Annotated in this window: 19 protein-coding genes; 10 read left to right on the top strand and 9 right to left on the bottom strand. The window is 71.2% G+C overall.

All coding sequences use genetic code 11. From position 1 onward, the window contains the following. Positions 1–2: 2 nt before the first annotated feature. Both OG452_RS21620 and OG452_RS21615 read right to left on the bottom strand, forming a co-directional pair. Positions 3–494, bottom strand: coding sequence for an ATP-binding protein (locus tag OG452_RS21620; RefSeq protein WP_327297239.1), 492 nt, complete (start codon positions 492–494; stop codon positions 3–5). 117 nt (positions 495–611) lie between these two features. Continuing rightward, positions 612–980 (bottom strand): STAS domain-containing protein, encoded by a 369-nt coding sequence (locus OG452_RS21615; protein WP_327297238.1) that lies wholly within the window; start codon positions 978–980, stop codon positions 612–614. A 236-nt stretch (positions 981–1,216) separates the two neighbouring features. Here OG452_RS21615 and OG452_RS21610 point away from each other — a divergent pair, with 236 nt between their 5' ends. Next, the gene (locus tag OG452_RS21610; protein ID WP_327297237.1) at positions 1,217–2,110 is read left to right on the top strand and encodes an RNA polymerase sigma factor SigF; all 894 of its coding nucleotides are present in this window, start codon (positions 1,217–1,219) and stop codon (positions 2,108–2,110) included. A gap of 215 nt (positions 2,111–2,325) precedes the next feature. Here the strand turns inward: OG452_RS21610 and hutI are convergent, their stop codons facing one another. From hutI to hutU, 4 genes are read right to left on the bottom strand one after another with little or no spacing between them, the layout of a single operon-like run. Further along, positions 2,326–3,504, bottom strand: a complete 1,179-nt coding sequence (gene hutI / locus OG452_RS21605) for an imidazolonepropionase (protein WP_327297236.1) — start codon at positions 3,502–3,504, stop codon at positions 2,326–2,328. Between the two features lie 32 nt (positions 3,505–3,536). Continuing rightward, positions 3,537–4,886 (bottom strand): formimidoylglutamate deiminase, encoded by a 1,350-nt coding sequence (locus tag OG452_RS21600; RefSeq protein WP_327297235.1) that lies wholly within the window; start codon positions 4,884–4,886, stop codon positions 3,537–3,539. Beyond that, complete coding sequence (locus OG452_RS21595) at positions 4,877–6,076, bottom strand: allantoate amidohydrolase (protein ID WP_327299724.1); 1,200 nt, start codon at positions 6,074–6,076, stop codon at positions 4,877–4,879. The genes OG452_RS21600 and OG452_RS21595 overlap by 10 nt, the downstream gene beginning before the upstream one ends. A 17-nt stretch (positions 6,077–6,093) precedes the next feature. After that, a complete protein-coding gene (hutU, locus tag OG452_RS21590) occupies positions 6,094–7,758 on the bottom strand; it encodes a urocanate hydratase (RefSeq protein WP_327297234.1) in 1,665 nt (554 codons plus the stop codon). 119 nt (positions 7,759–7,877) lie between these two features. Between hutU and OG452_RS21585 the strand changes: the two genes are divergently transcribed. The 5 genes from OG452_RS21585 (at position 7,878) to OG452_RS21565 (ending at position 11,657) form a co-directional block, all read left to right on the top strand. After that, entirely contained in the window at positions 7,878–9,257 is a 1,380-nt protein-coding gene (locus OG452_RS21585; RefSeq protein ID WP_327297233.1) for a diaminopimelate decarboxylase, read from the top strand. Between the two features lie 225 nt (positions 9,258–9,482). Beyond that, positions 9,483–9,905, top strand: coding sequence for a hypothetical protein (locus OG452_RS21580; protein ID WP_327297232.1), 423 nt, complete (start codon positions 9,483–9,485; stop codon positions 9,903–9,905). Next, positions 9,905–10,702, top strand: coding sequence for a transcriptional regulator (locus OG452_RS21575; protein ID WP_327297231.1), 798 nt, complete (start codon positions 9,905–9,907; stop codon positions 10,700–10,702). The genes OG452_RS21580 and OG452_RS21575 overlap by 1 nt, the downstream gene beginning before the upstream one ends. Before the next feature lie 38 nt (positions 10,703–10,740). Then, positions 10,741–11,148 (top strand): roadblock/LC7 domain-containing protein, encoded by a 408-nt coding sequence (locus tag OG452_RS21570; protein ID WP_327297230.1) that lies wholly within the window; start codon positions 10,741–10,743, stop codon positions 11,146–11,148. 134 nt (positions 11,149–11,282) lie between these two features. Then, positions 11,283–11,657 (top strand): hypothetical protein, encoded by a 375-nt coding sequence (locus tag OG452_RS21565; RefSeq protein ID WP_327299723.1) that lies wholly within the window; start codon positions 11,283–11,285, stop codon positions 11,655–11,657. Positions 11,658–11,684: 27 nt separating this feature from the next. On the opposite strand, the gene OG452_RS21560 is transcribed toward OG452_RS21565, so the two are convergent. From OG452_RS21560 to OG452_RS21550, 3 genes are all read right to left on the bottom strand, one after another. Further along, positions 11,685–12,224 (bottom strand): hypothetical protein, encoded by a 540-nt coding sequence (locus OG452_RS21560; protein ID WP_327297229.1) that lies wholly within the window; start codon positions 12,222–12,224, stop codon positions 11,685–11,687. A gap of 300 nt (positions 12,225–12,524) precedes the next feature. Then, positions 12,525–13,361, bottom strand: coding sequence for a MurR/RpiR family transcriptional regulator (locus OG452_RS21555; RefSeq protein WP_327297228.1), 837 nt, complete (start codon positions 13,359–13,361; stop codon positions 12,525–12,527). A gap of 91 nt (positions 13,362–13,452) precedes the next feature. Beyond that, complete coding sequence (locus OG452_RS21550) at positions 13,453–14,946, bottom strand: aromatic amino acid ammonia-lyase (protein WP_327299722.1); 1,494 nt, start codon at positions 14,944–14,946, stop codon at positions 13,453–13,455. 141 nt (positions 14,947–15,087) lie between these two features. Between OG452_RS21550 and OG452_RS21545 the strand changes: the two genes are divergently transcribed. From OG452_RS21545 to OG452_RS21530, 4 genes are read left to right on the top strand one after another with little or no spacing between them, the layout of a single operon-like run. Next, positions 15,088–16,221, top strand: a complete 1,134-nt coding sequence (locus OG452_RS21545) for an ABC transporter ATP-binding protein (protein WP_327297227.1) — start codon at positions 15,088–15,090, stop codon at positions 16,219–16,221. Further along, positions 16,218–16,877: an ABC transporter permease gene (locus OG452_RS21540; protein ID WP_327297226.1), complete on the top strand. Its 660-nt coding sequence runs from the start codon at positions 16,218–16,220 to the stop codon at positions 16,875–16,877. The genes OG452_RS21545 and OG452_RS21540 overlap by 4 nt, the downstream gene beginning before the upstream one ends. A 3-nt stretch (positions 16,878–16,880) precedes the next feature. Continuing rightward, a complete protein-coding gene (locus OG452_RS21535; RefSeq protein WP_327297225.1) occupies positions 16,881–17,552 on the top strand; it encodes an ABC transporter permease in 672 nt (223 codons plus the stop codon). 16 nt (positions 17,553–17,568) lie between these two features. Next, positions 17,569–18,498, top strand: a complete 930-nt coding sequence (locus tag OG452_RS21530) for an ABC transporter substrate-binding protein (protein WP_327297224.1) — start codon at positions 17,569–17,571, stop codon at positions 18,496–18,498. Positions 18,499–18,757: the final 259 nt, after the last annotated feature.

Raw genomic sequence — 18,757 nt, 5'->3', positions numbered from 1 at the left:
AGTTAAGCCGGTGCGGCCAGCTCGGCCCAGACCATCTTGCCTGGCCTGCCGGGAGTACGGACCACGCCCCAGTCGAGGCAGAGCCGCTCCACGATGAACATGCCGTGCCCGCCGGGCCGGCCCGCCCGGTGCGGGCTGCGCGGTGCGGGCTGGCCCGCGCCGCGGTCGACGACCTCAAGACGGAGCACCTTCTGCCCGTACGAGACGCGAAGCTCCTCGGGGCCCTCGGCGTGCAGGCACGCGTTGGTGACCAGCTCGGACACGACCAGCAGGACGTCCTCCGCCGCGGCACGGCGGTCGGCGCTCTCGGCGGGCAGCCAGGCCCAGTCGTACAGCGCCTGGCGCGTGAAATCACGCGCCAGGGGAACGATGCCGCTCGCGCTCTGCAGGGAGAGCGTGCGACTGCGGCCTTCGGCGGACTCGGCAAAGGCTGGTCCGGCGTCGTCGCGCTCGGGACCGAGGTCCCCCGGCGGCTGCTGCCGGGTGGTGCTCATCAGCGCTTCACCTCACCGATTCACCGGTTCAAAAAAGTCAGCGGTACAGAGATTGCGGAGGGACTCCTGCCCTGCCTAATGGTGACAACACTCTTTTCTTTCTACAGAGTGTGCGGATCAGTCGCGCAGCGCGTCTTCGAGACAATCGTGCACGGTGAAGACTGCCTCGGCGCCTGTGATCTCGAACACTCTGGCCACCACGGGAAGCATCCCGGCCAGGTGAACCCCTCCCCCGGCGGCCTCCGCCTTGAGACGGGCCCCGAGGAGCACGTTCAGGCCGGTGGAGTCACAGAATTCCAGCTGGGAGCAGTCGATGACCAGCCTCGACCGGCCCCGCTCCAGCGCGTCGTCCAGCGGCTCGCTCAGCAATTCGGCAGTGTGGTGATCGAGCTCACCTGCCGGAGTCACCACCTCACTCCGGTCAACGGACCTGACTTCGACCTGAAGCCGGCCCCGGTTTGTGCTGCCGACCGTCCCGCGGTCCATGTCCGTTCCTCTTCGCCGTCTTGGAGATGTCGCTGACGTGCGACGAAGACTACGCCTTTCGCACGTCGACCGGTAGCCGAACAACCCCAACAAACCTTATCAATACGGACATTTAACACTTGCGCTTGGCCATCGCCAGCCGGTAGGGGTAGTAGCGACATCATTCGAACACGGTCGGCTTCGGAGGCGCCGCTACACCGCTGAACACAGGCATCGGCAGCCATATGCCGAGAACCATGGAGGACACCATGTCACCCCGGCTCGACGAATCCCGCAGCGATGCGTCGACTGCACGTCCTACCCAGCCCCACCGGATCGAGTCCGGAATCGAGGATTTTCCTGAGATTCCGCCGTACGGCGAAGTGGGCCCGCTGGACGCCAGGGCCCTGTCGAAGACGCTCTTCTCGCGGCTGGAGTCCCTCGAAGAGGGAACGCACGAGTACGCATATGTCCGTAACACGCTCGTCGAGCTCAACCTGGCCCTGGTCAAGTTCGCCGCCTCCCGGTTCCGCTCACGCAGCGAACCGATGGAAGACATCATCCAGGTCGGCACGATCGGGCTGATCAAGGCGATAGACCGCTTCGAGCTCAGCAGAGGCGTGGAATTCCCCACGTTCGCGATGCCGACGATCATCGGCGAGATCAAGCGCTTCTTCCGTGACACGTCCTGGTCGGTGCGGGTACCGCGCCGTCTCCAGGAGCTCCGTCTCGACCTCGCCAAGGCAGGCGACGAGCTCGCCCAGCAGCTCGACCGCGCCCCGACCGTGGCGGAACTCGCCGCACGCCTCGACCTGACCAAGGAAGAGGTCGTCGAAGGGATGGCGGCGAGCAACGCGTACACCGCGAGCTCGCTCGACGCCCAGCCCGAGGAGGACGAGTCCGAGGGCGCGCTGGCCGACCGGATCGGCTACGAGGACCACGACCTCGAAGGCGTCGAGTACATCGAGTCGCTCAAGCCCCTCATAGCCGGGCTCCCCTCGCGCGACCGGCAGATCCTGTCGCTGCGCTTCGTCGCCAACATGACGCAGTCGGAGATCGGCGAAGAGCTGGGCATCTCGCAGATGCACGTGTCGCGGCTGCTGTCGCGCACCCTGGTGAAGCTGCGCAAGGGGCTGACCCTGGAGCAGTGAGGCACCGTCGCGAGGAGCGTCCGTCCGGCACACGGCCGGGCAGCGCCTCGGCGGAAGAGCCGGTCCCGCTCGCCGGGACCGGCTCTTCCGCGTGCGGAGCCGGTACGTACGGGCCGCGTACGGAGCTACCGGGCTACGGGGCGTTACGGCGCGCGTTCAAGCCCGCGTACGCCGGTCGTGAACGGCGTACGCGGGCTGAGTGAGTTTCGGCCGGGTCAGACCACCCGGGTTCCGCGCTGCCACACCCCCGAGACCAGCGGGACACCGGGCCGGTAGGCGAGGTGGACGTGGGACGGGGCGTCGAGCAGTGTCAGGTCCGCCCTGGCCCCCGGCACGAGCCGGCCGATGTCCGTACGGCGCAGCGCCTGCGCGCCGCCCGCCGTTGCCGCCCAGAGCGCCTCGTCCGGGCTCATCCCCATGTCCCGTACCGCCAGGGCGATACAGAACGGCATGGAGGACGTGAACGACGAGCCCGGGTTGCAGTCGGTGGAGAGCGCGACCGTCACCCCCGCGTCGAGGAGTCTGCGGGCGTCCGGCCAGGCTGCGCGGGTGGAGAACTCGGCGCCCGGCAGCAGCGTGGCCACGGTGTCGCCGTCGGCCAGGGCCGTGACGTCCTCGTCGGTGAGATGGGTGCAGTGGTCGGCCGAAGCGGCGTCCAGCTCGACGGCGAGCTGGACTCCCGGCCCGTAACCGAGCTGGTTGGCGTGGACGCGCGGATGCAGGCCCCTGGCCCGTCCCGCGGTGAGGATCGCGCGGGCCTGGTCCCCGTCGAAGGCGCCCTTCTCGCAGAACACGTCGATCCAGCGCGCGTGCGGCGCGCAGGCGTCGAGCATCTCGCCGGTGACCAGGGCGACGTACCCGTCGGGGTCGTCGGCGTAGTCGGGCGGGACGATGTGGGCGCCCAGGTAGGTGACCTCTTCGGTGTGGCGGGCCGCGATCCGCAGGGCCCGTGCCTCGTCCTGGACGGTCAGGCCGTAGCCGGATTTCGTCTCCAGCGTGGTGGTGCCCTGGCGGAGCGCCTCGTGGAGGTACGCCGCGACGTTCGCCGACAGCTGTTCGTCGGTGGCCTCGCGGGTGGCGGCGACCGTGGTGCGGATGCCGCCCGCCGAGTAACTGCGGCCCGACATGCGCGCGTTGAACTCGGCCGTCCGGTCGCCCGCGAAGACCAGGTGCGAGTGCGAGTCGACGAACCCCGGGATCACCGCCCGGCCGCCCGCGTCGACCGCGTTGTCAGTGGCGGGTGCTTTGCTGGATTCACCGACCCAGGCAATGCGGTCGCCGTCGATGACGAGCGCCGCGTCCTGGATCAGACCGAGCGGGGATCCGTCCCCGAGGGAGGGGTCGTTGGTGACCAGACTGCCGATGTGGGTGAGGGCGGTGGCGGGGTTCGTCATCGCGGTGTGCTCCTACGTGTACGGGTACGGGGTCAGGGACGCAGCGCCGCGATCGACTCGGCCAGCGCGTGCGGGACGTCCGGGACCAGTGCGTGGACTCCGTCGCGTACGACATGGCGGCCGCCCACGACCGTGTGGCGTACGTCCGCTGCGGAGCCGGCGAATACCGCGGTCTCCGCTCCGAGTCGCGGTACGGGGCCCGCTGTTCTGACCGTGTCGAGTGCGATCGTCGTGAGGTCGGCGAGCGCGCCGGTCTCGATGACGCCGCCCTCGGACCAGCCGAGCGCGCCGTGCCCGTCCAAGGTGGCCGCGCGCAGCAGGGCCGCCGCCGTCCAGTGGCCGCGGGTGCGCGAGCGCAGTCGTTCGTTGAGCTCCAGGGCGCGCGCCTCTTCGAGGATGTCGATCACGGCGTGGCTGTCGCTGCCCAGGGAGAGCGGGCTGCCCGCGTGCTGGAGCCGGACGGCGGGGCCGATGCCGTCGGCGAGGTCGCGTTCGGTGGTGGGGCACATACAGGTGCCGGTCCCCGAGGAGCCGAGGAGGCTGATGTCCTCGTCGGTGAGGTGCGTGTTGTGGACGCCGACGGTGCGGGGCCCGAGCACTCCGTGGTCGGCGAGCAGCCGGGTGGGCGTGCAGCCGTGCGCCGCAAGGCAGGACTCGTTCTCGGCGGTCTGCTCCGAGAGGTGGACGTGCAGCGGGGCCTGCCGGCTCTCGGCCCACGCGGCCACGGTGGCGAGCTGGTCGGCCGGGACCGCCCGCACGGAGTGGACGGCCGCGCCGATCCGGGCGTGATCGCGGTCCTTCAGCAGGGAGGCCCGCTCGGCCCAGCTCTGCGCCGAGCCGTCGGAGAAGCGCAGCTGGTGCTTCTCGGGCTCCGCGCTGCGGTACTTGTCGATCATCCCGGACGCCAGGTAGGCGGTGTCGAGGAGGGTGATGCGGATGCCGGCGTCGGCGGCGGCGGCGATCAGCGCCTCGCCCATCGCGTTCGGATCGTCGTAGGGGGCGCCGCCCGGCGTGTGGTGCACATAGTGGAATTCACCGACCACGGTGATCCCGGCCATCGCCATCTCGGCGTACACCGCGCGGGCGAGCGCGTGGTAGGTGTCCGGGGTCAGCCGGGCGGCCACGCCGTACATGACGTCGCGCCAGGTCCAGAAGGTGCCGGAGCCGACCTGGGCTGCGGACCGCAGGGCGCGGTGAAAGGCGTGGCTGTGGGCGTTCGCCAGGCCCGGGATGGTCAGACCGCGCAGGGCCGTCGCACCGGGCGGCGGGGCCGGCACCTCCTTGCGGACGGCCGTGATCCGGCCCTGGCCGGTCTCCAGGACGACGCCTGGCTCGACATGTGTGTCGAGCCAGGCGTGTTCCAGCCAGTACGTCACCTGCACGCCAGGCCCTCCAGTACATCGGCGAGTGCGGTCACCCCGGCCAGGCAGTCGTCCTCACCGGCGGTCTCCGCCGGGGAGTGCGACACACCCGTGGGGTTGCGTACGAACAGCATGGCGGTCGGGACGGACGCGGAGAGGATTCCGGCGTCGTGTCCCGCGCCCGTTCCGAGAACGGGCACGTCGGTGGCGTCGCCGCCGAGGATCTTGCGGAGCTCGTCGCGCAGGGTGTGCTCGAACTCGACGACGGGGGTGAAGGACTCCCGGGTGACGCGGACGTCCACGCCGTCCCGCTCGCCGCGTTCCCTGGCGGCCTGCTCGATACCGGCGATGACCGTGTCCAGCGTCGACTGGTCGGCGGCGCGCGAGTCGAGCCAGCCGCGCACCAGGGAGGGGATCGCGTTGACGCCGTTCGGCTCGACGGAGACCTTGCCGAAGGTGGCCACGGCGCCGGCGAGTTCCGCCTGGCGGCGGGCGGCCAGGACAGTCTCGGCGTATGTCAGCATCGGGTCGCGGCGGTCCACCAGCCGGGTCGTCCCGGCGTGGTTGGCCTCGCCGTGGAAGTCGTACCGCCAGCGGCCGTGCGGCCAGATCGCCGATGCGATGCCGACCGGGTCGCCGCTGAGGTCGAGGGCGCGGCCCTGCTCCACATGGAGCTCGACGAACGCGCCGATCCTGGCCAGCCGCTGGGGGTCGGCGCCGATGGTGGCGGGGTCGTACCCGGCCTGCTCCATGGCGTCGGGCAGCGAGACGCCGTCGCCGTCACGGAGCTGGTGGGCCTTGTCGACGGTGAGCTGTCCCGCGGTGAGCCGGGAGCCTACGCAGGCGAGCCCGAAGCGGGCGCCTTCCTCGTCGCCGAAGTTGCTGATCGCCAGCGGCCTGGTGAACTCGGCTCCCCTCCGGCGGAGTTCGTCGAGCGCGGCGAAGGAGGAGACCACCCCGAGGGGCCCGTCGAAGGCGCCGCCGTCCGGTACGGAGTCCAGGTGCGAGCCGGTGACGACGGCGTCGGTGCCCAGCGGGTCGCCAAGCCAGGCCCACTGGTTGCCGTTGCGGTCGAGTTCGTATGTGAGACCGCGGGCCAGGGCCTGGTCCTTGAACCAGGCGCGGCAGTCGGCGTCGGCACCGGTCCAGGCGTACCGGCGGTACCCGCCGGACTCGGAGCTGCGGCCGATGGGCAGCAGCTCCGCCCACATCTCTTGGAACGAGGAGGTCACTGCGTACCGCCCTCGCGCATCGGCACGCGGACGCCGCGCTCGTCGGCGACCCGCTCGGCGATGTCGTATCCGGCGTCGACATGGCGGATGACGCCCATGCCCGGGTCATTGGTGAGCACCCGGCGGATCTTCTCGCCCGCGAGCGGGGTGCCGTCGGCGACGGAGACCTGTCCGGCGTGGATGGAGCGGCCCATGCCGACCCCGCCGCCGTGGTGGATGGAGACCCACGAGGCACCGGAGGCGACGTTGACCATGGCGTTGAGCAGCGGCCAGTCGGCGATGGCGTCGGAGCCGTCGAGCATGGCCTCGGTCTCGCGGTACGGGGAGGCGACCGAGCCGCAGTCGAGGTGGTCGCGGCCGATGGCCAGCGGGGCGGCGAGGGTGCCGTCGGCGACCATGTCGTTGAAGAGGGCGCCGGCCTTGTCGCGCTCGCCCTGGCCCAGCCAGCAGATGCGGGCGGGCAGGCCCTGGAAGTGGACGCGCTCACCGGCCATCTTGATCCAGCGGTGCAGCGACTCGTTCTCGGGGAAGAGCTTCAGGAGCGCCTTGTCCGTCTTGTGGATGTCCGCGGCCTCACCGGAGAGAGCGGCCCAGCGGAACGGGCCCTTGCCCTCGCAGAAGAGCGGGCGGATATAGGCGGGCACGAAGCCGGGGAAGTCGAACGCCCTGCTGTAACCGGCGAGCTGGGCCTCACCGCGGATGGAGTTGCCGTAGTCGAAGACCTCGGCCCCCGCATCCATGAAGCCGACCATGGCCTCGACGTGCCGGGCCATCGACTCGCGGGCGCGGACCGTGAAGTCGGCGGGCTTCTCGGCGGCGTACGCGGCCATGTCGTCGAAGTCGATGCCGAGCGGCAGGTAGGCGAGCGGGTCGTGGGCGGAGGTCTGGTCCGTCACGATGTCGATCGGCGCACCCTCGGCGAGCATCCGGGGCAGCAGTTCGGCCGCGTTGCCGAGGAGGCCGATGGAGAGCGGCTTGCGGGCGTCGCGCGCCTCGACGGCGAGCTGGAGCGCGTGCTCAAGGGAGTTCGCGCGGACGTCCAGGTAGCGGTGCTCGATCCGGCGGTCGATGGCGCGCGGGTCGACGTCGATGCAGATGGCGACACCGTCGTTCATCGTCACGGCGAGCGGCTGGGCGCCGCCCATGCCGCCGAGGCCGGCGGTGAGCGTGATCGTCCCGGCGAGGGTGCCGTTGAAGCGCTTGGCGGCGACGGCGGCGAAGGTCTCGTAGGTGCCCTGGAGGATGCCCTGGGTCCCGATGTAGATCCAGGAGCCGGCCGTCATCTGGCCGTACATGGTGAGCCCGAGCGATTCGAGCCGCCGGAACTCCTCCCAGTTGGCCCAGTCGCCCACCAGGTTGGAGTTGGCGATGAGCACCCGCGGGGCCCACTCGTGGGTCTGCATCACGCCGACGGGGCGACCCGACTGGACGAGCATCGTCTCGTCCTGCTTGAGCGTCTTCAGCGTGCGCACCATGGCGTCGAAGGAGCGCCAGTCGCGGGCGGCCTTGCCGGTGCCGCCGTAGACGACGAGCTTGTCGGGGTGCTCGGCGACTTCCGGGTCCAGGTTGTTCTGGAGCATGCGCAGGGCGGCTTCCTGCTGCCATCCCAGGGTGCTCAGCTCCGTACCGCGCGGGGCCCGTACCGGCCGGGGTCCTGACATGGTCTGCCTCCTCGATCCCACACTGTTACACGTTCTATTCACATATTGACGAGCTGAATAGAACTAGTCAATACAGTCGGGCGTCCCACCCCGCCCCGGTCGATGATTGGCTGGATCACATGGCTTCTGAAACGGGTTCTGAAACGGGTTCCGATACGGGCGCCGCCGCCCGGCGTGAGCAGGCGGTGCGGGCCGCGGTGGCGACCGGGCTGGCCGGGCCGGACAGTCCCGTCGTCGGGCTGCTGGACATCCACGGCATCCGCGGCAGCGCGGCCGCCCTGCGGGCCGCGTTCGAGGAGGTCACTCCGCCGGGTACGCCCGTTCTGCACGCCTTCGCCGTGAAGGCGGCCCCGCTCGTCCCCGTCCTTCGGCTGCTCGCCCATGAGGGCATCGGCGCGGAGGTCGCGAGCCCGGGCGAGCTGGCGCTGGCCCGCGCCGCGGGGGTGCGCCCGGCGCGCACCGTCCTGGACTCCCCCGCCAAGACCGCCGCCGAACTGCGCGAGGCGCTCGCCATCGGGATCGCCGTGAACGCCGACAACCCGCAGGAACTGGCCAGGCTCGACGCCCTCGTCCGGTCCGCCCCGACGGCCTCACCGCTGGGCCTGCGCGTCAATCCGCAGACCGGCGGCGGCTCCATCGGCGCGCTGTCGACGGCCACCGCGACCTCCAAGTTCGGGGTGGCGCTGCGTGACGAGGGCGCCCGCGCGTGGGTCGTCCGCGCCTTCCTGGACCGCCCCTGGCTGAACCGGCTGCACACCCACTCGGGCTCGCAGGGCCTACCGCTGGCGCTCATGGCCGAGGGCGTACGGGCCGTCCACGAACTGGCCGAGGAGATCAACACGGCGGCGGGCCGGCAGCAGATCGACACCATCGACATCGGCGGCGGCCTCCCGGTCAACTTCTCGTCGGACGGTGAGACCCCCACGTACGCCGAGTACGCACGGCTCCTCAAGGCGACGGCGCCCGGCCTGCTCGACGGCCGCTACGGCCTGGTCACCGAGTTCGGCCGCTCGCTGCTCGCCAAGCACGGCACGATCCTGGCCCGCGTCGAGTACGCGAAGTCGGCGGGCGGGCGGGCCATCGCGGTCACCCACGCCGGGGTCCAGGTGGCCACCCGCACGGTGTACGCGCCCGCTTCATGGCCGCTGCGGATCGCCGCGTACGACAAGGAGGGCCGCCCCAGTACGGCCCCCGCCACCACCCAGGACATCGCGGGCCCCGCCTGCTTCGCGGGCGACCTGCTGGCGGAGGGCCGGGAACTGCCACTGCTCGGACAGGGCGACTACGTCGCGGTGCTGGACACCGGGGCGTACTACTTCGCGCACCATTATGCGTACAACAGCCTTGCCAGGCCCGCCGTTTACGGGTTCGCGGCGGGGGCTGCGGCCGAGACCGCGTCCGGCGCGCGCGGGGTCCGGTTCGCGACGGTGCGGGACGCGCAGAGCGTGGCAGAGATCGTCGCCGAGTCGGGCGGTTCACACGCGGACGCGCTGCTCTGACCTCTGGCGCACGCCGGTCGACGGCGCAGGCACAGCAGCCGGACCGGGCACAGGCCCAGCCAAAGCCGCACGAACAGTCGGAACGCAGACCCTAATCCCGCCGCGCATGTTCCGCTGGAAAATGCCAGAACTCCCCCCGGAGGACTGAGCGTTGCGTAACTTGGCCGTCACTGGAGCACGGCCGCCCCCGCGGCCACGCGCGCCACGCTGGGAGGGGAGTTCCGCGTGCCCGGAATCGATGAGTGTCTGCTGGAAGCCATGCGGCTGCCCGGTTCCCTCGGTGCCGCCGTGGTCGACTGGACCAGCGGGCTCGCACTCGGCACCATCGGCGAGTCACCGAACGACGACCACGAGGCGACCGCGGCCGAGACCGCGGAGCTGGCCCGGATGGCCGCCGAGCAACCCGCGTTCGCCCCGGCCCCGGCAGCCACCGGCGAGATACCGGAAGCCTCGACGCCCGCCCCCCGTGAGGGGCTTCCGGTCGAGGACGTCATCGTCACCAACCGCACCGGCTACCACATCCTCCGCTTCGTCGAGACGACCTTCGACAGCAGCGTCTTCCTGCATCTCTGGCTCGACCGCGACGAGGGCAACCTGGCGCTCGCCCGGTTACGGCTGCGGGACCTGGCCGGACGACTGGTGCTCTGATGGCCGCCGCGACCACCGCGAACAGATCTCCGGGCGTCTCGCCCATGCTCGTCCGGCTCGCGGGCGAACGCGCTACCGGCGCCCTGCTGCGTGACCGCGGCACCCTCTATCTGGTCGACGGCCAGGTGGTGCACGCCGAGAGCCCGGCCGCCCCCGGGATAGACGTCCTGCTGACCGCATCGGGACGGCTGCGCCCCGAGGGATGGCAGCAGGCTCTGGACCGGGCCGGGGCGCACGGCCGGGTCGGCCGGTTCCTGGTCGAGAGCGGCCAGGTCGCGGACGGCGAGCTGGAGATCTGTCACCTCGGCGCCCTGCACGACGCGGCGTACTTCGCCCTCGCCCCCAGCAGCGGCCCCACCCGCTTCCGCTACGGCGTCGCCCACTGGATCGGCACCGTGCACCCGGTCGCCGCCGACACGGTGGAGCGGGAGGCCGCCCGCCGCCGGGAACTGCTCGACCGGCTCTGGCCGTACCCGGACATCGACACCGCCCCGGTGGTACGGGCCCCGAGCCGCTCCGACGCCCCGGTCACCCCGCGCCAGCGCGCCGTGCTCGACCTGGTGGACGGGGTCCGCACCCCGCCCGGCATCGCCAGGGCACTGGGCCGCCCGGCCTTCCATACCCTCATCGACGTCCGCAGGCTGGCAGCCGCCGGCGCCGTCGAGACCCCGCGCGCACCCGTACCGCAGTCGCCCACGGTCCCCGCCCGGTTCGCCGACGCGGTCGCCGACATGGCACCGGACCCCGATGTCGCCCTGCTCCGCCGGCTGCGAGACGCATTGGAGGCCACGCTGTGATCCGCGCTCTGCGGCAGCGCGCCGAGAGGAGACAACTGATGTCCGCGGAGGCCGAAGTACTGGACGAACTGCGGCGGTTGAGAGCCCGGGTGCCCCTGATCAGCGGGGCGCTCGCAGCGAGCGCCGACGGCCTGGTGCTGGCGCAGGACACCACGTCGGCCGAGGGCGAGTCCGTCGCCGCGCTCACCGCTGCGGCCCTCGGCGTCGCGCAGCGGCTGACCGAGACGACGGGCCAGGGCGCCTTCCGTGAGCTGCTGGTCCGCGGCGAGCACGGCTATGTGGCGACGTACGCGGCGGGGCCGTCCGCCGTGCTCACCCTGCTCGCCCAGCCGCGTACCAACGTGGGCCGGCTGCATCTGGAGGCCCGCCGGTCGAGCACCCGGATCGGCGAACTGGTCGACGGCGCCCTCGACCGGCCGGAGAGCCCACGACCGGAGAGCCCATGACCCGCACACCCTCTCGGGGCGCCCACTCCGGAGCCGCCCGCACCCGTACGGCATCGGAAACCAGCCGCTCGGACACCACCCGCACTGACACCACCCGCTCCGACACCAACCAGAAGAAGGGAAGTGCGCCTCCCATGGCGAACACCGAAACCGCACTGAAGGACGCGATGAGCTCGATCGAGGGGACCATCGGGGTGGCCCTCGTCGACTACACCAGCGGAATGGCCCTCGGCACGCTCGGCGGCGGCAAGGATCTCGATCTGGCCGTGGCCGCGGCCGGGAACACGGATGTGGTGCGTGCCAAGGTGCGGACCATGGAACACCTCGGTATGAAGGACGAGATCGAGGACATCCTCATCACCCTGGGCGGGCAGTACCACCTGATCCGGCTGCTCAAGGGACGTGGGAACAACGGCCTGTTCCTCTATCTGGCGCTGGACAAGTCCCGGGCGAACCTCGCGATGGCCCGTCACCAGCTGAAGAAGATCGAGGCCGAGCTGGAGGTGTGACCCGGCCGGGTCACCTTCACGGCCCTGTCAGCGACGCCGTGCCCCGCCGGGTGCGGCGTCGCCCGCGAGGACACCCGTGGAGCTGTAGCCCTTGACCGGCTTCCCCGCCGGGCCGCGTGCGATCCAGTCGGTACGGACCCAGAAGAGCAGGTCGTCCGCTTGTTCGCGACGGCCGAGCCGCACCGCCTTGAGCCAGAGTCCGGCGCCCGCTCCGGCGAGGGTCAGCCCGCCCGCGGCGGGAAGCGCGAACGACGAGCCGAGCGCCGCGGCGAAGGCCACGAGCAGCCACCAGCGGTGGGCACGCCGCCAGTTCCGTACCGTCACGGCCCGGTCCTGGAGGAAGTCCGAACGGCCCGCCCGCGAGGGCGACTTCGACAGATGGTCGAACCTGCGCCCGCGGACCAGGGCCACCAGCGCGCAGGTGACCAGGGCGAGCGCGGCCCCGGCCAGGAGACCGATCCTGCGCCCCGTCAGGCCGGGCAGCAGCGCCCCGGTGGCTGCGGCCACCAGCCCCAGCCACCACAGCGGCGCGGCCCCGGCCCGTACCAGCACCGCGACTCTCGCCACGGTCCGCGGCCGGCCCTTACCGTGCCCCTCCGACCACCGGCCCTGACCCTGTCCCCGAGTCTGCGCCTGCCCCCGCACCTGTGCCTGCGTATGCGCTCTGCCGCGCCCCACGTCCGTACTCCCTCCGCACGCCTGCTCCGGACCGAGCGGAGATTAGCGACGGTTTCTGAGAGTGTTCTTTATGGCCCGGCCCGTCGCATCCGGTGACGCTCTCGACGCGTCCGGCTGTGACGAATGTGCGCCCAACCCGTTGGCGCCCGGCCCGCCGGGGCCTACAACCCTCCTCACGTATGACCTGAGCTACTCCATGAACAGCCCCCGCGCCACCGCCCGGGTGTCGAACTCCTCCAGGCGCGACTGCGCCTCCGGCAGGTCGTCGCACATCGCCTCAAGCAGCACCCGCCCCAGCAGCATCGGCCCGCACACCGTGTCGAAGGCAAGGCCGGTACCGACGGCGGCGGGGATCAGGATGTCGCTGTGCTTGGCGACGGGCGCGAAGGCCGAGTCGGCGACCGTCACCACGGTCAGCCCGGCCGACTGCGCGTACGCGAGCGCCTCGACCACCTCACGCGGGTGGCGGGGCAGCGCGAAGCAGAGCAGCACCGTGGCCCCCGCCCGTACCGAGGCGTCGATACGGTCGGCCAGCATCGTGCCGCCCTCGTCGAGCAGCCGGACATCCCGGTGGACCTTGGCGGCGAAGTACGCGAACCCCCTGGCCTGCGAGGAGGCGGCGCGCAGCCCCAGTACCGGCAGGGTCGGGGACTGAGCGAGCAGCCGGCCCGCGCGTTCCACCAGCGAGGGATCGGCCAGTGCCTCGGCGAGCCGGCGCAGATTCTCCATCTCGGCGTGGACTGCCTGCTGGTACTCGTTGAGGCTGTCGTCGTCCGCCTCACGTCCGGCCGGGGCGACCTCCCGCAGGTGCCGGCGCAGCGCCGGGTAGCCGTCGAAGCCGAGCGCCACCGCGAACCGGGTGACGGACGGCTGGCTGACCCCGGCCAGTTCGGCCAGTTCGACGGAGGAGAGGAAGGGCGCCTCGGCGGCCTGCCGCACCATGCAGTGCGCGATGCGCCGCTGGGTCGGTGTCAGCCGGTGCCCTTCGAAGAGCTGTTGCAGCCGTGCGGCCGGGCTGTCGCTCATGCCGTCATCCCCCTCAAGTTCCACTTCCACATCGGAGTTCATTGAACCGCCGCCTTCCGGACGTGCCCGCTCCGGGGCACCGCCCGTTCCCTCAGAGGTCATGGAACCGGTCGAGGAGCGCCGCCGCCGTCTCCACGTCGTCGGTGAGCGGCCGGTCCGCGAGATCCGGATCGAGCACCTCGTCCGCCAGGGCGAAGGCACATCCGACCGGCAAATCGGGGTCGATCCGCAGCTCGCGCTGGCGCAACGCCCTTACAGCGGAGACCAGTTCGCAGCCCACGACATAGCGGTACGCGCGTCCGGCCCGCAGCGCCTGCCGGGCCGCGAGCGACGCGAAGCTGGCCTGTTCCTCGACGCCGCGGGAGAGTACGGCGTGCCCGAGCGAGGCGGGCGCGGACAGGGCGCTCAACTCACCGAGTGCCGCCCCGGCCGCGTACTCCAGGATCATCACGCCCGACGACGCCGCCTCACCGTCGGCGAGGAAGGGCCTGAGCCGGGTGAACCCGGGTTCGTTCAGCTCGGAGAGCCGGGACGTGGAGAGCCGGGCGGTCTGGGTGAGGGCCAGCCGGAAGTGGTCGAGCGCCAGGGCCAGCTGGGCCATGTAGAAGCCGCCGTGGTGGTAGGCAGCCATGTCCTCCGCGTGGATCAGCGGGTTCTCGGCCGCCGAGTTGATCTCGACGGCGATGGTGCGTTCCAGCAGGTCGGCCGCGTCCTGAGCGGGCCCGTGGATCTGCGGGACACAGCGGAAGCCGTACGGGTCCTGGATGCGGCCCAGCGGCGGGGTGGGCCGGTCGGGCGCGCCGAGCAGCCGGCGGCTGCGGGCGGCGACGGCGTACGAGCCGGGGTGCGGGCGGGCCGCGTGCACCGGCTCCGCGTACGCCTCGAACGAGCCGTCCACGGCGAGCAGCGACAGCGCGGCCACCACCTGGGTCGCGTCGACCAGTGCGCGCAGCTCGTCGAGTGCGAGCGCTGCCTGTCCGAGGGTGAGGGCGTTGCTGCTGATCAAGGCGAGGGCGTCGTTGTTGTCGAGGAGCAGCGCGGCGGGCGGCGGGCCGCCCTGCCAGGGATGCTCGCCGGCCAGCGCGAGGCCCATCTGGGCGAGGGCCGCGATGTCGCCGGTTCCGACCGAGCCGAACTCGTTGACGACGGGGTGGGCGCCGGACTCCAGAGCTTCGCAGAGCGCGGTGACGACGGTGGGCCGCAGCCCGGCCCCTCCGGCGAGCAGCTGGTTGGCGCGTACTGCGAGCATGGCCCTGACTTCGTGGCCCGGCAGCGGGTCCCCGATGGCCCCGGCGTGCGAGCGCAGCAGCCGCAGTCCGTGGTCGGCGGCTGCGCCGGAGGGCACCGACTCGTTACGGTTGGCGCCGACACCGGTGGAGCGGCCGTACACCCGGCCCGACGCGGCGAGCTCACGCGCCGCGTCCCAGGACTGTTCGACACGCTTCATCGCCTCGGTCCCGGGTACGGGCCTTGCCGTGCCACGGGCGAGCCGGACCACATCGGCGACCGGAAGGGACTCACCGTCGAGGACCACGATGCCGGTCTGGGGGGTGCCGGTCCGGGTGTCCACCGTGCGGTACGACATCATGCGCGAACGCCTCCTTTTCCCGACATTCGGTCTCGCCTGATGGACCGGCGTCACCAGTGTTTCAGCGCAGCCCATTGACAAATTATTCAGACACCGAGAACTCTGCATGACCATATGCAGCCGGGCAAGGGATGACCGATGATCAAATTCGACGCCGTGCACAAACGCTTCCCGAACGGCACCACCGCGGTCCACGACCTCAACCTGGACCTGCCGGAGGGGCAGATCACGGTCCTCGTCGGATCGTCCGGGTGCGGCAAGACCACCACACTCCGCATGATCAACCGCATGGTCGACCCGTCGTCCGGGACCATCCGACTCGCGGGCAAGGACATCCTCGAAGCGGACGCAGCCGAGCTGCGGCGCGGCATCGGGTACGTCATCCAGCAGTCCGGGCTCTTCCCGCACCGGACGATCCTGGACAACGTGGCCACCGTGCCGCTGCTGCTCGGCTGGGGCCGCAAGAAGGCCCGCGCCCGCGCGGCGGAGCTGCTGGAGACGGTCGGGCTGAACGCCGACACCGGCAAGCGCTATCCGCACCAGCTCTCCGGAGGCCAGCAGCAGCGCGTCGGGGTGGCCCGCGCGCTCGCGGCCGACCCGCCGGTGCTGCTGATGGACGAGCCGTTCGGCGCGGTGGACCCGGTGGTCCGCACCCAGCTCCAGGACGAGCTGCTGCGGCTCCAGAAGGACCTGAACAAGACCATCGTGTTCGTCACCCACGACATAGACGAGGCCGTCCGGCTCGGCGACCGCATCGCGGTCTTCCGTACCGGCGGCCATCTCGTCCAGTGCGCCGAACCCGCCGAACTGCTCGCCCGGCCCGCCGACGACTTCGTGGCCGACTTCCTCGGCGCCGAGCGCGGACTGAAGCTGCTGTCCCTCTCCACGCTCGCGGGGATACCCCAGACCCCCGCCCCGGTCATCCGCGCCGACGAGCGAATATCGGAGGGGAAGGGCTCGGGCCGCTGGCAGCTTGTGGCGTCCGCCGACAACAGGCCGCTCGGCTGGCTCGACGCGGACACCGCACCAGCGGCCGGGACCGCGGGCGACGCCCCGCTGCTGCCCGTCCGGGCGCTGCGCGACACCGACTCGCTGCTCTCGGCGCTCAACGAGTCCGTCTCGTCCCCGGCCGGCCTGGTGGCCCGGGTGGACGCCGACGGCGCACTGACCGGCGTCACCTCGCGCGACGCGATCCACGACCGTGCAGGCGAGGCCCACACGAGCGCGGGAGCCGCAGGCGACACCCCCGCGAAGACCGGTACCGCCGCATGACCGTCGACTGGGGCTGGTTCCCCGACCACACCGGCGAGATGGCGCACCTCACCGCGGACCATCTCTCCACCGCGGTGCCCGCCGTCCTCATCGGCCTGCTGATCGCACTCCCGCTGGCAGTGCTCGCCCACCGGGTCCGGGCGCTCCGCGGCTTCGTACTCGGACTCTCGAACATCCTCTACACGATCCCGTCGCTGGCCTTCTTCGTCCTGCTGCTGCCCATCACCGGGCTCACCCGGACGACGGCGATCACCGGCCTGACCGCGTACACCCTGGTGGTGCTCGTACGGAACACCGTCGAGGGCCTGGACGCGGTGCCCGCCAAGGTGCGCGAAGCGTCCACCGCCATGGGCACCCGGCCGCTGCGCACCCTGCTCACCGTGGAACTGCCGCTGGCGCTCCCGGTGATCATGGCCGGTATCCGGGTCTCCACGGTGATGACGATCTCGCTGGTGAGCGTCGCCAGCTACATCGGGTACGGCGGCCTCGGCCAGCTCTTCACCGACGGCTTCCAGCGCAACTACCCCACCCCGGTCGTCGCCGGAGTGATCCTGACCCTGCTGCTCGCCCTGGTGGCGGACGCGCTGCTCGTCACCGTCCAGTGGCTGTGCACGCCCTGGACCAGGCAGCGCCATTCCATGAAGAGGGGCGCCTGACCCATGCTGGAACTCCTCAAGAACCTCGCGTCCTGGCTCACCAGCTCCGCCCAGTGGTCCGGCCAGGCAGGCATCGCGCACCGGCTGGTCGAGCACCTGCAGTACTCACTGCTCGCCACCGTCGTCGCGGCCGTCATCGCGCTCCCCATCGGCATGCTGATCGGCCACACCGGGCGGGGCGCGTTCATCGCGGTCAACCTGGCGTCGTTCGGCCGCGCGCTGCCCACCGTCGGCCTGGTGACCCTGGTCTTCCTCGCGGGCGGGCTCTCCATCTGGCCGGTGTACATCTCCCTGGTCGCCCTCGCCGTGCCGGTGATCATCACCAACACCTACGCCGGCATGGCCGCCGTCGACCCGGAGGTCAAGGACGCGGCGAAAGGGGTGGGGCTCCGCGGCCACCAGATCCTCTGGCAGGTCGAACTCCCGCTCGCGCTGCCCCTGATCATGACCGGCATCCGGCTGGCGACCGTGCAGGTCGTGGCCACCGCCACCATCGCCGCCTATGTCAGCTTCGGCGGCCTGGGCCGGTACGTGTTCGACGGGCTCGCCCAGCGAGACCTGGTGCAGGTGCTCGGCGGAGCGGTGCTCGTCGCCGTCCTGGCCGTCATCGCCGACCTGGCCCTGGGCGGGGTGCAGCGGCTGCTGCTGCGCGGCCGACCCGACACCGCCCGCTGACTTCTGGAGACCCGAGATGAACCGACGTACCGCACTCACCACCCTGCTGGCCGGCGCATCCGCGCCCATGCTCGCCGCCTGCTCCTCCGGCATCACATCCCTCAACGGGGACAGCTCCGGCGGCGACGCCGGAAGCAGCTCGGGCGGGCTGGTCATCGGCACCGCCAACTTCACCGAGAACCAGATACTCGGCTACCTCTACGCGGGGGCACTCAAGGCCGCGGGCATCAAGTCCACGGTCAAGCCCAATCTGGGCTCCCGCGAGATCATCGTCCCCGCGCTGAAGGGGGGCGACATCGATCTGCTCCCCGAGTACCAGGGCAGTCTGCTGCTCTATCTGAACAAGAAGGCCACCGAGACGGAGGCGGGCGCCATGCAGAACGCGCTGGCCGCTGTACTGCCCGCGAGTCTGGAGGTCCTGCCGTACGCGGCGGCCGAGGACCGCGACAGCTTCGCGGTGACCCAGGAGACGGCCGACAAGTACGGCCTCAAGACCCTCGCCGACCTGAAGAAGGCCAACGGCAAGCTGGTGTTCGGCGCGGCGGCCGAGATGCAGAAGCGGGTGGTCGGGGTCGTCGGCCTGAAGGACCAGTACGGCGTGGAGTTCAAGGAGTTCAAGGCGCTGGACTCGTCGGGCCCGCTGGTCAAGGGCGCGCTGAAGAAGGGTGATGTGGATGTCGCCAACGTCTTCACGACGGACGTTGATGTCGCGGCGAACCACTGGGTGGTCCTGGAGGACCCGAAGCACCTGGTGCCCGCGCAGCACATCGTCCCGCTGATCGCCGCCCGCAAGGCGGACGGCAAGGTCCGCAAGGCACTGGCCCTGCTGGGCAACGCGCTGACGACGGAGGAGCTGACGAAGCTGAACCGGCTGGTCGACAAGGAGAAGCAGGACCCGGACCGAGTCGCGGACGCGTGGCTGAAGCGGCACAGGCTGATGGCGTAGCGCTGCCGTTCCGGGGCGCTGCCCCGGGCCCGGTCCGCAACCCCCCTCTTCCCCTGCTATCGCTGGGAGGTGCCTCCTGGCCTCAGGCTTGACTTTTCAAACCTGAGGCCACAGAAGGCCCCCACCGGCCCCCTCAACAACCCGAGAACATCCCTGACCAGCGAAAACCAACGAATCACATCCGTCAGGAGAACGGCTTCCAGGCCGAACCGAGCCGCCCGGCGCTTGAGGTCGCGTCCAAGCCCGTCCAGGGGCCCCT

It is taken from the genome of Streptomyces sp. NBC_01197 (assembly GCF_036010505.1).
In the GTDB taxonomy this organism is placed as follows: domain Bacteria; phylum Actinomycetota; class Actinomycetes; order Streptomycetales; family Streptomycetaceae; genus Streptomyces.
The sequence above is the reverse complement of the archived record's forward strand: the minus strand, read 5'-3'. Positions and strand labels throughout refer to the sequence as shown.

Bases quoted from the DNA above. Each gene is read 5' to 3' on its own strand.
- OG452_RS21620 (WP_327297239.1), bottom strand. From the start codon at position 494: ATGAGCACCACCCGGCAGCAGCCGCCGGGGGACCTCGGTCCCGAGCGC.
- OG452_RS21615 (WP_327297238.1), bottom strand. From the start codon at position 980: ATGGACCGCGGGACGGTCGGCAGCACAAACCGGGGCCGGCTTCAGGTC.
- OG452_RS21610 (WP_327297237.1), top strand. From the start codon at position 1,217: ATGGAGGACACCATGTCACCCCGGCTCGACGAATCCCGCAGCGATGCG.
- hutI (WP_327297236.1), bottom strand. From the start codon at position 3,504: ATGACGAACCCCGCCACCGCCCTCACCCACATCGGCAGTCTGGTCACC.
- OG452_RS21595 (WP_327299724.1), bottom strand. From the start codon at position 6,076: ATGTGGGCGGAGCTGCTGCCCATCGGCCGCAGCTCCGAGTCCGGCGGG.
- hutU (WP_327297234.1), bottom strand. From the start codon at position 7,758: ATGTCAGGACCCCGGCCGGTACGGGCCCCGCGCGGTACGGAGCTGAGC.
- OG452_RS21585 (WP_327297233.1), top strand. From the start codon at position 7,878: ATGGCTTCTGAAACGGGTTCTGAAACGGGTTCCGATACGGGCGCCGCC.
- OG452_RS21575 (WP_327297231.1), top strand. From the start codon at position 9,905: ATGGCCGCCGCGACCACCGCGAACAGATCTCCGGGCGTCTCGCCCATG.
- OG452_RS21570 (WP_327297230.1), top strand. From the start codon at position 10,741: ATGTCCGCGGAGGCCGAAGTACTGGACGAACTGCGGCGGTTGAGAGCC.
- OG452_RS21565 (WP_327299723.1), top strand. From the start codon at position 11,283: ATGGCGAACACCGAAACCGCACTGAAGGACGCGATGAGCTCGATCGAG.
- OG452_RS21555 (WP_327297228.1), bottom strand. From the start codon at position 13,361: ATGAGCGACAGCCCGGCCGCACGGCTGCAACAGCTCTTCGAAGGGCAC.
- OG452_RS21550 (WP_327299722.1), bottom strand. From the start codon at position 14,946: ATGTCGTACCGCACGGTGGACACCCGGACCGGCACCCCCCAGACCGGC.
- OG452_RS21545 (WP_327297227.1), top strand. From the start codon at position 15,088: ATGATCAAATTCGACGCCGTGCACAAACGCTTCCCGAACGGCACCACC.
- OG452_RS21540 (WP_327297226.1), top strand. From the start codon at position 16,218: ATGACCGTCGACTGGGGCTGGTTCCCCGACCACACCGGCGAGATGGCG.
- OG452_RS21535 (WP_327297225.1), top strand. From the start codon at position 16,881: ATGCTGGAACTCCTCAAGAACCTCGCGTCCTGGCTCACCAGCTCCGCC.
- OG452_RS21530 (WP_327297224.1), top strand. From the start codon at position 17,569: ATGAACCGACGTACCGCACTCACCACCCTGCTGGCCGGCGCATCCGCG.